The organism is Mesorhizobium sp. BR115XR7A (assembly GCF_020165315.1).
In the GTDB taxonomy this organism is placed as follows: Bacteria; Pseudomonadota; Alphaproteobacteria; order Rhizobiales; family Rhizobiaceae; genus Mesorhizobium; species Mesorhizobium australicum.
The window spans coordinates 156,801-169,792 of record NZ_JAIUHW010000002.1; the positions used below are offsets into that span (position 1 = coordinate 156,801).

12 protein-coding genes are annotated in these 12,992 nt (G+C 60.2%); 11 read left to right on the forward strand and 1 reads right to left on the reverse strand.

Going from position 1 to position 12,992, the window contains the following annotated elements; all coding sequences use genetic code 11:
• Positions 1–1,565 precede the first annotated feature (1,565 nt).
• The 8 genes from LB557_RS04940 (at position 1,566) to LB557_RS04975 (ending at position 9,675) form a co-directional block, all read left to right on the forward strand.
• Entirely contained in the window at positions 1,566–2,441 is an 876-nt protein-coding gene (locus LB557_RS04940; protein ID WP_224644108.1) for an amino acid ABC transporter permease, read from the forward strand.
• Positions 2,441–3,202 carry an amino acid ABC transporter ATP-binding protein gene (locus tag LB557_RS04945; RefSeq protein WP_015316549.1) on the forward strand — a complete coding sequence of 254 codons (762 nt, stop codon included), beginning with the start codon at positions 2,441–2,443 and terminating at the stop codon, positions 3,200–3,202. Before LB557_RS04940 ends, LB557_RS04945 begins: the two co-directional genes overlap by 1 nt.
• A 56-nt stretch (positions 3,203–3,258) precedes the next feature.
• Complete coding sequence (locus LB557_RS04950; RefSeq protein ID WP_224588117.1) at positions 3,259–4,056, forward strand: ABC transporter substrate-binding protein; 798 nt, start codon at positions 3,259–3,261, stop codon at positions 4,054–4,056.
• Between the two features lie 234 nt (positions 4,057–4,290).
• Positions 4,291–5,070, forward strand: coding sequence for a polysaccharide deacetylase family protein (locus LB557_RS04955; RefSeq protein WP_224588282.1), 780 nt, complete (start codon positions 4,291–4,293; stop codon positions 5,068–5,070).
• Positions 5,067–5,960 carry a polysaccharide deacetylase family protein gene (locus LB557_RS04960; protein ID WP_224588284.1) on the forward strand — a complete coding sequence of 298 codons (894 nt, stop codon included), beginning with the start codon at positions 5,067–5,069 and terminating at the stop codon, positions 5,958–5,960. The genes LB557_RS04955 and LB557_RS04960 overlap by 4 nt, the downstream gene beginning before the upstream one ends.
• On the forward strand, positions 5,953–7,314 hold the full coding sequence (locus LB557_RS04965) for an MmgE/PrpD family protein (RefSeq protein WP_224644107.1): 1,362 nt from the start codon (positions 5,953–5,955) through the stop codon (positions 7,312–7,314). The genes LB557_RS04960 and LB557_RS04965 overlap by 8 nt, the downstream gene beginning before the upstream one ends.
• A 7-nt stretch (positions 7,315–7,321) precedes the next feature.
• Positions 7,322–8,710: an argininosuccinate lyase gene (gene argH, locus LB557_RS04970; protein WP_224592542.1), complete on the forward strand. Its 1,389-nt coding sequence runs from the start codon at positions 7,322–7,324 to the stop codon at positions 8,708–8,710.
• A 59-nt stretch (positions 8,711–8,769) separates the two neighbouring features.
• Entirely contained in the window at positions 8,770–9,675 is a 906-nt protein-coding gene (locus LB557_RS04975) for a LysR substrate-binding domain-containing protein (protein ID WP_224644106.1), read from the forward strand.
• Positions 9,676–10,783: 1,108 nt separating this feature from the next.
• Here LB557_RS04975 and LB557_RS04980 read toward each other — a convergent pair.
• Entirely contained in the window at positions 10,784–11,362 is a 579-nt protein-coding gene (locus LB557_RS04980) for a CatB-related O-acetyltransferase (protein ID WP_224587757.1), read from the reverse strand.
• Positions 11,363–11,817: 455 nt separating this feature from the next.
• Here LB557_RS04980 and LB557_RS04985 point away from each other — a divergent pair, with 455 nt between their 5' ends.
• The 3 genes from LB557_RS04985 to LB557_RS04995 all read left to right on the forward strand — a co-directional run bounded on the left by LB557_RS04985 (position 11,818) and on the right by LB557_RS04995 (position 12,969).
• The gene (locus tag LB557_RS04985) at positions 11,818–12,309 is read left to right on the forward strand and encodes an N-acetylmuramidase domain-containing protein (protein WP_224644105.1); all 492 of its coding nucleotides are present in this window, start codon (positions 11,818–11,820) and stop codon (positions 12,307–12,309) included.
• Between the two features lie 267 nt (positions 12,310–12,576).
• Complete coding sequence (locus LB557_RS04990) at positions 12,577–12,678, forward strand: hypothetical protein (protein ID WP_015316558.1); 102 nt, start codon at positions 12,577–12,579, stop codon at positions 12,676–12,678.
• A 93-nt stretch (positions 12,679–12,771) separates the two neighbouring features.
• On the forward strand, positions 12,772–12,969 hold the full coding sequence (locus tag LB557_RS04995) for a hypothetical protein (RefSeq protein ID WP_224644104.1): 198 nt from the start codon (positions 12,772–12,774) through the stop codon (positions 12,967–12,969).
• The last annotated feature ends 23 nt before the right edge of the window (positions 12,970–12,992 follow it).

The following is a 12,992-nucleotide window of genomic DNA, read 5'->3' on the forward strand; positions in this document are numbered from 1 at the left end:
GGCCATGCTGGAAAACCCGCCCGGCGTCAGCCGAGACGAGCTCTCTCCGTTCCAGTGCTTTGATTGGGCAATCGACAGATGTCGAACTCCACAGCGCGGGGAATGTTCCTGCGGTTGCACAGGCCGGCGTGGCGACCCAGCATCGCCAGCAAAGCGATCCATTAAAAGGCAACGGCACAGCCCGAAAGGGACCTGAGGCCAACAGGAGCGCTTAGGGCCAATTGCAATTTCTGTGCGAATCGCCTCTATTTCTTCAAGGACCAATCGCAACGCAGTTTGCTGAATTCATGGTCCCTATCCTTGATGGCGACCGGCGTGTACCCCGCCCCCCAACCCGGCGTCGGTCGCCTACTCTCAGGGCAGCTCCAAATGTTAGCTAAGTTTCGAACGCGCTGCTCCTGGTCACGGGCAGAAGTTACGGAGTGGTCATTAACGCAGGTTAATGCGCCAAGTTGGTGACGGGCTAGGGTTTGTAGTTGGTGCTTCCAATCCACTCTTCGGCAGCTTCGTCGGACACGCGGAGAGAAGCATATGAGACAAAAGCGTCCCCTGATCTCAGCCTTTGATTTCGACGTCATAAAAAACGCTCTGAAAGTCATATCGCAGCGGGCGACATCCCCGAATGCGAATGGGACAAGCAAGCTCGCAACCTCGCGAAAACTTTTTCGGGCACCAAAGCAGATGAGACAATGATCAGATTTCTGCTTGAGACCTGTCGGACGCGCGCGACCAACGCGTCCGAAGAGGAGCGTCTTGCCACGCTTGCGCGTGGTGCTCACGTCGAAGGCGGGCGGCGCAATATTCAGCGTTCACGCGAACTGCTTGCCGGTAGCGGTTATCCTTTGTGCAAAGGAGAAGCCGAGCGTACGGGCCCAGATTGCTCGAAACGCGAAGTTCTTTCCGATTAGATCATCAGGCGTGTTGGAACGCCCACGACCTATGACTCTCTTCGTCGGTGGCGATGTCCACAACCATGTACTTTGCTCGGAGAACCCATGCCAACAGCCGAGAATGAACACGCGTGGGCTGACATCGGCACGTAAATGCGGCGTCTGGCCAGCAGCCGACCGATGCGGCTCTTCAGAGACTTGGCAGGAGGTAGACTCGCACACTTGGCGGCGCGGCTTGGCGCCCACCGATTAGCCGGGACAACAAGATGGCGCCTTTCCCGATCTTTTTCGCAGAGGAAGTCTTTCGCTTTCGGCGATGTCGCTTAGAAAGCCAACCACTATCTTCGCCTGCTCCGACGTACAGGCATAGAAGCGCTGTTTACCTTCGGTGCGGGATCGGACGATTCCGAGTTTGGCCATGCCGCTCAATGCTGTGAAAGGGCGGTCTGTGTCCCGCCCACCAGAGAAAGTAGGTCCGACACCGATTTCTTACATTCATCAGGTGAACGACGATCAACAATCGCTGCACGTTCGCGGCCGTACGAGCCGCAACGGATTTATGCAAATCCATCATAAATCGCATGCTCATATCTCGTTTGCGGCGATCGTGGTCGCATGGTTACGCTTGGGCATCAAAACAAAAACGAGGCGATTGAGCCTCGGGGAACCTTCATCATGCGTGAAATTGGGAGCGCTGAACCGGCCCATTTCGTGATCGTGCCGCGACGCAAGACTGGGACGAAAATCCTGGGTCTCTTTGTCATTGTTCTGCTTGCGATGCTCGTCAGGGCTTTCTGGGTCGGCGACATTGCCTGGAGTTATGTCGGCACCAACCTGTTTTCGCCAAGCGTGCTCAAGGGCGTCGTCAACTCCATTATCATGACATTCTGCGCCATGGCGCTGGGCATCGTGCTAGGCGTGGTGGCCGCCGTTGTGCGTATGTCGGACAATCCGGTGCTGAGGAATGTCTCGATAGGCTACGTCTGGCTCTTCCGCGGCACGCCGGCGCTTCTGCAACTGCTGCTGTGGTTCAACCTCGCGCTGATTTTTCCCACGATCGGAATTCCGGGACTGTTCTCGTTTCGAACCGTCGACATCATGACGCCCTTCGTCGCCGCGTCCCTTGGGCTGGGCATCCAGCAAGGCGCCTATACCGCCGAGGTGGTCCGCGCCGGCATTCTGGCCGTGGACAAGGGCCAGACCGAGGCCGGCCTTTCAATTGGTATGACGCCTGTACGCGCTATGCTGAGGATCGTCCTGCCGCAGGCCATGCGCGTTATCGTTCCGCCTATCGGCAACGAAACCATCGGCATGGTCAAGCTCACGTCGCTCGCCAGCGTCATCCAATATTCCGAGTTGCTGAGAAGCGTCGAGGACGTCTACTACGTCAACTCTCGCGTCATCGAACTGCTGATTGTCGCCGCCATCTGGTACATGGTCGTCGTCACTGTACTGTCCATTGGCCAGATCTTCGTAGAGCGCTACTTTTCGAAAGGCTGGGGCGGCCACGGTCAGCCCGCCGGCCAACCTCTCACCGAGGAGGCGGCGTGATGGACGCGCTGATCACGGCTGTCGGTCTGCAGAAATATTTCGGTTCTTTCCATGTCCTGCAAGACATCGACTTTGCAATTGCCAAGGGCGAGGTCGTCTGCATCATCGGCCCATCCGGCTCTGGCAAGAGCACCTTTCTGCGCTGCATCAACCAGCTTGAAAAGATCGATGCTGGATATGTCGCCATCGAGGGCGAAATCGTGGGCTACCGCCGTGATGGGAACAAACTCCATCCGTTGAGCCAAAGCGAGATCGCCCGCCAGCGGCAGTCCGTGGGCATGGTGTTCCAGCGTTTCCATCTTTTCCCGCACAAGACGGTGCTGCAAAACATCGTCGAAGGGCCGGTGGGAGTGCAGAAACGCCCCAAGAGGGATTGCATCGATGAAGCCAAGACCCTGCTCAACCGCGTCGGGCTTTCCCTCAAGGCCGATGCTTACCCGGGCGAATTGTCGGGAGGCCAGCAGCAGCGTGTGGCGATCGCTCGCTCACTCGCGATGAAGCCGAAAGCGATGCTGTTCGACGAGCCCACCTCGGCGCTCGATCCGGAGCTGGTCGGCGAGGTGCTGAGCGTGATGAAGGAGCTTGCGGCGTCCGGCACCACTATGATCGTCGTCACGCATGAACTGGGCTTCTGCCGCGAGGTGGCCGACCGTGTGCTGTTCATGGACGCCGGTCGCATCGTCGACTGCGGGACACCCGCCGAGATTCTCGAAAATCCACGAAATCCCAGAGTGAAGAATTTCATCTCTGCGGTGCTTTGAAAAACAACCTTCAGGAGGAAAAAGCCATGAAATTCATACGCATTGCCGTTTCGGCGATGGCCTTGGTCGCGGCCGGTGCTGCGCACGCCGACACCAAGCTTAACCTTGTCAACCAGGGTGAACTGCGCGTCCTGACGAACCCGATCTACCCGCCCATGGAATTCGTCAATCCCGATCAGGGCACGCTGGATGGCTTCGACGTAGACCTGATCAACGCCATTGGCAAAAAGCTCAACCTTAACGTGCTTTTCGTCACCTCCGCATTCCAGGAGCTGCAGAGCGGGCTCCAGACTGGGCGCGGCGATATGATCATCTCCGGCATGAGCGACAACGTGAAGCGCCAAGCCAGCATGGACTTCGTCGACTACATAACGAGTGGCCCAATCCTCTTCACGATGAAGGCCAACGCCGCCCAATACAAGGAAACGACGGATTTCTGCGGCAAGACCGTCGCCGGCAGCCGTTCGACCTCCTTCGGCGAAAACGTCACCGGCTGGAGCGACGCCAACTGCGTGGCCAAGGGTAAGCCTGCGATCAAGTTCGAGGGAACGGCCGATTCCAACGCCGCCCGTCTCGGCATGAAGCAGGGCCGCTACGACGCCGTGGTGCAGGGCATCGAAACGATTGCCTACCAGATCCGCCTCGAGCCGGACACCTATCAACTCGTCGGCGAACCCCTGCTCAGCAACGATACCTTCGGCATGGGCTTCAAAAAGGACAATACCAGCCTTCGCGATGCCGTGGCCGGCGCATTAGACGAACTGATCAAGGACGGCTCTTACGACGCCATGCTCAAGAAGTGGGGCTTGGTGCACAACGCGGTGCCGAAGGCCGTCATCAACGGCGTGAAGTAAGCACCGAGGCGCACCTAAATCTCCTCACTTCGCGATTTGACCGGTCATCCGGCCGGAGCGGAGAGCTTTTGTCTTTCACAATCCGCGCCCGGCTTTGCCGGGCGCGGATGAATCCCCAAACAGAATGACCACGCCATGCCGCAGTCGCCTCTTATCATCGGTTCGCTTTGGCCAGCCGGAAGACAATCCGCAGTCGGTCTCGCTTTCGACGTCGATGGGCCGACGGGAGACGCGATGCTCGACGGATCGCTGCTTTGCAACCCGCGCTATTTCACGCAGGGCGCCTATGGCCCATGGCGCGCGCTGCCGAGATTACTCGACCTGCTCGCGGCCTATGACCTCAGGGCCACCTTCTTTATCCCAACCTGGGTTGTGGAGCACTGGACCGACCGGTGCGAGCGCATCGTGGCCGGCGGGCACGAAGTTGGCTATCACGGTCACCGCCACGAGGTGTTCATTGACCTCACGGCGGAGCAGCAACTGGACGTGATGGCGCGGTCGCGCCGGATTTTTCGCGACCGGCTCGGCGTGACCCCTATCGGGTTCAGAACACCATCGGGCGATTGGAGCCACGAAACGGTGGCGCTTCTCCAGGATTTCGGCGTCATCTACTCGAGTTCCATGCGCGGCGACGACCGCCCCTACTTCCATCCTTCCGATGAGGGTCCCGGGCTCGTTGAAGTCCCGGCGCGCTGGGACATCGACGACTACACCGCGCTTGCCTACACGGAGACGCCGGATTTCCCCGTCGGGCTTGACCGGATTGCAGACTATCGCGTCGTGGAGCGCAACTGGTGCGCGGAGTTCGAAGGCTATCACCGCGAAGGGCTGTGCTGGACGACGATCCTGCATCCGAAGGTATGCGCCAAGCCAGGGCGTCTTTCCATTCTCGAAGGCCTGTTCAAGGTGATCGCCAGCAAAGGCGACAGCGTCTGGACGGCCCGTCTCGGCGACATCGCCCATTGGTGGATCGAACGCTGGTCCGAGGCCGACAATCGAAAGCCGACGCCATGACCACGCCACAGCCTACAATCTGGCCCAAGGGCAAAAACTGCGCCGTGATGATCGCGGTGCCGTTCGACGACGGAGCCGACGCGATAGCCGCCGCTCCCGATCTTGCCAACAGATCGAAGAGCCTGTCGGTCTGGCAATTCGGCGCAACCCGTGGCGTCGAACGGCTTTGCCGGACATTCGCCACATCGAGCGTCAAGGCAAGCTGGTTCCTGGACGCCCAAACGGCGGATCGCCATGGCGACCTGGTGCGTCGGATCGCCTATGCGGGGCACGAGATCGCAAGCAGCGGTCTTGCCTTCGATCGCTACGATGCGCTCACGCCTGCCCGGTCGCTCGACAGCCTCAAGCGCTCGAGGGACGCACTGGAAACGCTGGCGGGGAGGCACACAACCGGGTTTCGCCTGCCGCAGGGCAATTGGCCCCCAGGGTTCGACAGACTTCTGATGGAAGCGGGCTACAGTTGGTCGGCCAGCCTCAATGGCGACGACGTGCCCTACACTCATCCGTCCGGCCTTGTGGCAATTCCGGTTCACATCGAGCTGGAAGACCGGCCCTATTTCCAGTTCAATTTCGCGCCCGCCTTTCCGAAGGGGCAGGGCCGGATACCCGACTACGAAGGCGTCCTTCACAACTGGGTCGCCGAGTTCGACGCATATCGCCGCTTCGGCCTCTGCTACGTTATCCAGCTTCGACCGGAATGGAGCGGAACACCTGGGCGCATCTCGCTTGTCGAGGACCTGCTGCGTCACATCCTCAGCTTCGACGATGTGTGGCTGGCGACTGGAGCCGAGATAGCGGAGCGCCAGAAGGCGCTTGGCTCGACCGTCGCGAATGATCATCCGATCCAGGTCTTCGACGCCTACCGCAAGGAGCAGGGCGTCGATGACTGAAACCATTCTGACTGCACTTGCCGACAAACTCGCTGCCACGGACTTTTCGGACTTTCCTGAAAACACGGTGCGAAAAGCCAAGCTCCATATCCTGGACACGGTGGGCGTTTCGATCGCGGGCGCGACATCCCTCGAGACGAAGCTCGCGGTCGACGCACTTGGGTTGAAGGGCGACATAGGAGAGGCGAGCGCCTGGGGACTGCCGCTCAAGACCGACGCCCGCTCCGCCGCCTTCATCAACGGCGTGTCCGCGCATGCCTTCGAACTGGACGACTCCGGCGGCTGCGACCACTCCGGCGCCGTCGTCCTGCCGGCCGTCATCGCAGCACTCGAGACGACCGGACGGGCGGTGGACGGTCGCCTGTTCCTCAAATCGGTGCTGCTTGGGTATGAGGTGGGACGCCGCGTCCTGGAGGCCTGCGGCGGCTATGAAACCCACAACGGCAAAGGCTGGCATTCTACTGGCACCTGCGGGACCTTCGGCGCTGCGGCGGCCGTGGCGACACTGTTGGGGCTGGATCGAGACGGCATAGCCTCGGCGCTAGGCTGCGCGCTCTCCTATTCGGGCGGGACCTGGGCCTTCATCCATGATGGCGGCCCTGCCAAGAAGCTTCACGCCGGCCGTGCCGCGGAGGGCGGCTACGTTTCGGCCCGGCTCGCTCGGTCCGGTTTTCGCGGGCCAATTTCGGCTTTCAACGATGTTTGGGGCGGATTTTTCCGAACCTTCGGTGACGTGCGGGCGGCGCCGGAAGAGCTCAGTCGCGATTTCGGCCAGCACTGGCGGCTCAACCGCTGCTCAATCAAACCGCACGCGACGTGCCGCGGCACGCATTCAGCCATCGACGCCATCGATTTGATGCTCGGGGACAACGGGCTGGCGAGTTCGGATGTCGCTTCGGTCTCCGTCGAGATGAGCGGCTTCCAGTTCGGCATGTGCGGCCACAAGACTGTAACCTCGCGAGCGCAGGCGCAGATGAGCCTGCCTTATGCGGTCGCGGCGCGGCTGCATTACGGCAAGGTCTCGTTGGCCGAGCTCGAGGAGAAAGCCTGGCGTGATCCAGCGATCGGCAAATGGCTGGACCGTGTGACGGTTCGCGTCGACCAGGCGATGCGCGATGAGGAAGAGCCGTCCGTGCATATCCGTACCCCTGATGGGAGCGCGTTCTCGGCGAAGGTGGAAGATCCGCTCGGCGGACTGCTCAATCCGCTGAGCGATGAACGCATCATTGCCAAATACACCAACCTTGCCGGCGCAGTGCTGCCGGAAACTCGCATTGCCGCGCTCCGCGATGAGATCCTCGGCATCGATGCCGTCGCCGATGTCCGCCCTTTCACCAACCTGCTCCAACCGTGAGATGACAATGTCCGCACTTTCGAACGCAACATGGTCGCCCCTCTTCAAGGAGGCAGTCTCGACCGACTTTCGCGACTTTCACGAATGCCTCGACCAGGACAAGCGCATCGCCATCTATGACGTCGCCGCCTCCAAGGTTCATGCCCGGATGCTAATGCGCGCAGGCGTCCTGACGCCCACGGACCACGATGCCATCCAGGTCGGTCTCGACACGATCGCTGGGGAAATCGGATCCGGTGCTTTTGCGTGGAGGAAGGAGCTCGAGGACGTCCACATGAACGTCGAAAGCCGCCTGACGGCGCTGGTCGGCGACGCCGGCAAGAAGCTTCACACCGCCCGCTCGCGCAATGACCAGGTCGCGACGGATATTCGCCTTTATGCACGAGCCGAACTCGCAGCGCTCGGCCTTGAGTTGCAGGCGCTTATCCTCGCCTTCGTCGATCTCGCGGAACCCCATGCGGCTACGATCATGCCGGGCTTCACCCACCTTCAGATCGCGCAACCGGTTACGTTCGGCCATCACTTGATGGCTTATGCGGAGATGTTCAGCCGCGATGTCGAGCGCATTGGCCAGGCGCGCGAGCGCCTCAACGTGTCACCGCTGGGCGCCGCGGCGCTCGCGGGAACAAGCTATCCCATTGATCCTGATTTCAGCGCGCAGCAACTCGGGTTTTCGCGCGCCTTCCGCAATTCGCTCGACGCGGTGTCCGATCGCGATTACGTGGTCGATATCTGCTCGGCCGGGGCAGTCATCATGGGCCACCTGTCGCGCTTTGCCGAGGAGGTCATCCTGTGGTGTACGCCAATGGTCGATTTCATAGAGCTCGGCGATCAGTTCTGCACCGGCTCGTCGATCATGCCGCAGAAGCGCAATCCTGATCTTGCCGAGCTTGTCCGTGGCAAGGCCGCGCGTGTTATCGGCAACCTGACGACGTCGGTGGCCCTGATGAAATCTCAGCCTCTCGCCTTCAACAAGGACCAGCAGGAATCCAAGCCGCCGCTGACCGATACGTTGGAGAATGTGCGTGGCGCGGTTACCGTCACGACGCAGATGCTGCCGACGATTAAGGTCAAGGCCGCCAACATGCGCGCGGCTGCGGAAAAAGGCTATTCGACAGCGACAGACCTCGCAGATTATCTCGTGCGCGCCGGCATGCCCTTCCGGGATGCCCACCATGCGGTGGCCGCGATCGTGGGCGCGGCACGAGACCAGGGTTACGCTACACTTTCCGCGATGCCGCTTGCTGCCATGCAGGCTTTTGCTCCCATTATCTCGGAGGACGTGGTGGATGCCCTGACGACGGAAGGCTCCGTTGCCAGCCGCAACCATCGCGGCGGCACCGCACCCGTGCAGGTTCGCCGCGCCGCGGCCGAACTGCGGGTCATGCTCGGGTAATTAGGCGAGCTATTTACCTCCGCGAGAACGCCTGTTTAATGACGGGTCCATCGCGGAGAATGGTTTTGAAACTGGCGTTCCAACAGAATCGGTTGCCGCCGCTGCAGACATTGCAGACCTTTTCCGTCGTCGCGGAAACCGGAAGCTTCACGCTGGCTGCCTCCGAGCTCAATCTCAGCCAGAGCGCCATCAGCCGCCAAATACAGCAGCTCGAGCATTACTTCGGCTGCAGCCTGTTCCAGCGCCACACGCGCAAAGTGGTGCTGACGGAGCAAGGAGAGGCGATCGTTCCCATCGTCAACGGATTGCTTATCTCGCTGCGCAACTCCTTCGAGGCAACACGGACCAGGGGGCGGTCGCTCACGGTGCGCATGCCGCCGACCTTCGCCCGGCGCTGGCTTCTGCCTCGACTGACGGACCTTCATGGTCGCCATCCGGATCTGAACATCACGATCGACACTGCCTGGTTCGCCCGTCCGACCTTCGGGACCGGCGACATCGACCTGCTGGTCCTCTATGGCAACGGCCATTGGCCGGGCATGCATGTCGAATTGCTTTTGCCCGAAAAACTGACCCCGATGTGCTCGCCCTCGTTTGCCACCTCGCTTGGCAACCCAGCGCGGATCGAAAGCCTGGCCGACTGCGTGCTGCTGCACTCCAATGCGCGACAGAGCGACTGGACGCTGTGGCTGCAGGCCGAGGGCGCCTATGACCTGACGGCGGTGCGCAACCAGATATTCGACACCCAGGATTTCGCGATGACGGCAGCGGCAAGCGGTTATGGCGTCACGATGGGCGACATGCATCTTGCACGACAGGATCTGGAAAGTGGCACGCTTGTCACCCCCTTTCGGCGCATCATCGAAAGCGGCTATGGCTACTACGCGATCTGCCCGGCGCGAGAGGACGCCAAAGCACGCGTGTCCGACCTGCTAAACTGGTTGGTAAGGGAGCGGCCAACGTAAAATCCCTGCAGCATCGGTGCGGCACTGCCTGCCCCGCTCTTGTCCGCGGCGTTGATGAGATCGTCGACCGCGCGCGTCGAGGCGCCCCCGGTACCGAACATGGGACGGGAGCGACCCACCGGCGTCACCTATGTCTATGCGCCGGACCGAACGGCGGAGCGACCGGTCGCTCATCTGGGCCGGAACCCTGCAGGTCGACGGAGATGGTGGCTGTGTCGCCATCTATGACGGACGCGACCCCAGCGATCCGGCTTTAGGCCGATCAAGTTCGATAGATTGACATCGGGCATATCACCGCCGCGCTGCATGACGAACTGCGCGGTCAGTGCGGCGACTGCGGCAACCGTCCAGAGGACCAGCCGTTTCGGCGCGCCTGCCAGCAGACGCGCCCGCCGCCGCTGTGCGCCTTGCCGCTTGCGCCATTGTTTGGATTGATTGTCGTAGCGAGATCGATCCATAGCAGTCCCCGACGCCGACCACCCTGGCCAAGTGCTGTCGATCATGGGCTCCCATTGCAATAGAAGTCGTCGACGAACCGGCCGGTGGCCTTGTCCCGGCACCGCCACATTAGCGCATAGTTCTGTTCATAGAATTGATCCCAGGCCACGCCGTAGGCCGTGCGAGGTGGGCGGTAATATCCCCCGCCGTAGCCGTTGTTGGCCGCAACAGCAACGGCCGCGCTATTCCAGTCGCTACGCATTGTCGGCCTCTACAAGCCGCATGCACTTGTCCGCCGTCGCCCCGCGGCGGACTAGCAGGGCCGCTACTCTGCTTCGATATTGTTCGTCCGTGGAGGCCAATGTATGGCACAAGGCCACGGTATTCATTGCCGTGAGATCGCCATCAGATACAACAGGAGTGGTTGAGCAACCGGCCAGAAACAGCGCGGTGCTCGCAAGAGCTTGCAGTCTTTTCATTTGATTTTCCCCACGTAAATAATGGGAAAACTACGTCTCAGGAGTCCAGAGCTTGTTTTCTTCTGCCCAAGCATTGAATGCATAACCATTCGATGCGCAACCAATATCAACATCCGCGTCGGGGGCGCATGTCACGCTGAGCAGGCTCAATACCACAGGCGAAGCAGCTATCACCAATGCGAACTGGAAGCTTATTGTACGGGCGTGGGCTTAAAGTGGTAGCCGACAAAATCATCAATAGGTCCCGTTAAGGCGTCGGCCTCTTGTCGAATTTTCTCATCATCCCAGTTCCACCAAGCAATGGCCAGCATCTTGGCAATGATCTCATTGGGGAAGCGGTATCGGATGATCTCGGCGGGCGTTCCCCCAACGATGGCATAGGGCGGGACATTCTTGACCACAGTCGCATGCGCAGCGACGACGGCACCGTCGCCGATAGTCACTCCTGGTAGAATGAGTGCTCTTCTGCCGACCCAGACATCGTTGCCGATCTTGATGCCGCCCTTGCCGCCATGTCCTCCAGGGTTAGGCTTTCCAAGCATTTTTTCATGGATGTAGCAGGTCGTCGCGCAATCTGTTGGATGATTGCCGCTGCACACGAAGACCGTTTCATCGGCAATTGAACAGAATGACCCAATGCGGAAGGGGGCGTCTGGTTCGCACCCAAAAATCTTTCTGCCGTCCTCGATCCCGCCAGTCCAACGCCCGACTTCAGCATGCTTCGGCAATGGATGGCGTCTCTTCCGCAGCCAGATAGTCAATCTTGACATCAGTGGTGTTCTTTCCCCCTGAAAACCCACCTCATCGTTTTACCTGTCCTCACAGAATGGTCTCAGATCATGACAAAATATTTCGTTGACGCAAATGCGCGTACACAGGTGCTTTCGACGGTGCGGAGCCGCCGCCTGGTCCCGTTGAAGTTTCTTCAGCGCAGACGACGCACGCCAGACATGGGACGGTACATCATGGAGTGCCGTGCCGGCAGTGCACCAACAGTACCGAAATCCACTGTCCACAGGCTCGCATCATCGACGCCGGAAAGATGGGTGACGCATAAGCGGCACTGACGGCGAACCCGGTCTATTTCGTCCGCTGGTTCGCGCCGGACCACCCATCCGTCTATTGCGACGATCCCGACGCCGTTGGCCTCGTCCAGGCCCTGGGCCTCGACCCGTCCGTCATTCTCGCGCCCTAAGCAATCCCACACTCCACCGAGGGAAACACCATGGAGCCCAATTTCAGGGGCGCTGCCAAGCGCCTTGACGAATTTAATTTGCCCAAGCTCGGCGCAACCATCGGAGTAGGAGAGGACGAAATTCATGCTTTCCTAGACGTTGAAACACGCGGTCAAGGGTTCGATAGCCAGGGGCGGCCCATCATCCTTTTCGAGCCGCACGTCTTCTATCGCAATCTGGCACCGGGCGCGCGTTTCTTGGCGGTAAAGCAGGGGCTGGCGTATCCCAAATGGGGTGACAAGCCATATCCGGCCGACAGCTATCCCATACCCCAACTCGAATTCGAACACGTGCTGGGTTGGAATGATTGGAACGAAACCCAAGACGTCTATCAGCGTGAGCGCGGCGCCTACCAACATTCCATATCTTGGGCCGAGCAAGGCTGTAGAAAGAAGGCCGAGCAGAGCCGGAATCACAAACACGACCACATTTACATAGTTCATTTCCGCGCCCGTCTGCTCGCGTGCGGACGCTACCCGTGACCTTTCATTCTAGCAAGGGCGCCGCAAACACCGAAGACAATGCCCCGTTGCCGAAAGGTGGCGGGCTTTTTTGCTTTTCGCTGGAACAGCCTAATCGAATGCAAGTTTGGGCCGACGCAGCGCACTCCAACGTTCCTTCGCGCTGCTGGCCAAGGGCAAACTTGGTCGGCCCGCGCTTTTCTGCCGAGGGGCGCGGGCTTCTGGTTGACAACACTCGCTTCCGCAAGGCAATTTCGCCGCCGAGGGTAAAGCGAGGGGAACACCCACATGAAGAAGACCTATTATAAGCCTGTTCTCACCAAGCGTGAACGTCTCTCGGCGGTCACGGCGATCGGCCCCGGCCCTTCCGTGCCGGTGCTAAAAGAATAGATCAGCTTGCCCCGAACAGGGCATGCTTGCTGTTGACAGACAGCACGGACGCAAGGCACTTTCCCTCCCGAGGGTAAAGCGAGGAGCACCACTGTGAAGAAGACATACGAAAAGCCAGAACTGAAAAAGCGCGAGCGCTTGGGCAGCATCGCAGCCCAGCGGCCTGAGCAAGACGTGATCTGCGCGATGAAAACTTACGAGAAGCCCGTTCTGACCAAGCGCGAACGACTTTCGTTTGTAACGGCAGGCCCCGGTCCATCGGTACCGCCGCCACCGCCACCGGTCCCCTGAGATCAGCCGAATGTGTTCAAGAC

Coding starts and splice junctions, on each gene's coding strand:
- LB557_RS04990 (WP_015316558.1), top strand. CDS start 12,577: ATGAAGAAGACCTATTATAAGCCTGTTCTCACCAAGCGTGAACGTCTC.
- argH (WP_224592542.1), top strand. CDS start 7,322: ATGTCCGCACTTTCGAACGCAACATGGTCGCCCCTCTTCAAGGAGGCA.
- LB557_RS04945 (WP_015316549.1), top strand. CDS start 2,441: ATGGACGCGCTGATCACGGCTGTCGGTCTGCAGAAATATTTCGGTTCT.
- LB557_RS04940 (WP_224644108.1), top strand. CDS start 1,566: ATGCGTGAAATTGGGAGCGCTGAACCGGCCCATTTCGTGATCGTGCCG.
- LB557_RS04975 (WP_224644106.1), top strand. CDS start 8,770: ATGGTTTTGAAACTGGCGTTCCAACAGAATCGGTTGCCGCCGCTGCAG.
- LB557_RS04965 (WP_224644107.1), top strand. CDS start 5,953: ATGACTGAAACCATTCTGACTGCACTTGCCGACAAACTCGCTGCCACG.
- LB557_RS04960 (WP_224588284.1), top strand. CDS start 5,067: ATGACCACGCCACAGCCTACAATCTGGCCCAAGGGCAAAAACTGCGCC.
- LB557_RS04985 (WP_224644105.1), top strand. CDS start 11,818: ATGGAGCCCAATTTCAGGGGCGCTGCCAAGCGCCTTGACGAATTTAAT.
- LB557_RS04980 (WP_224587757.1), bottom strand. CDS start 11,362: ATGTCAAGATTGACTATCTGGCTGCGGAAGAGACGCCATCCATTGCCG.
- LB557_RS04955 (WP_224588282.1), top strand. CDS start 4,291: ATGCTCGACGGATCGCTGCTTTGCAACCCGCGCTATTTCACGCAGGGC.
- LB557_RS04950 (WP_224588117.1), top strand. CDS start 3,259: ATGGCCTTGGTCGCGGCCGGTGCTGCGCACGCCGACACCAAGCTTAAC.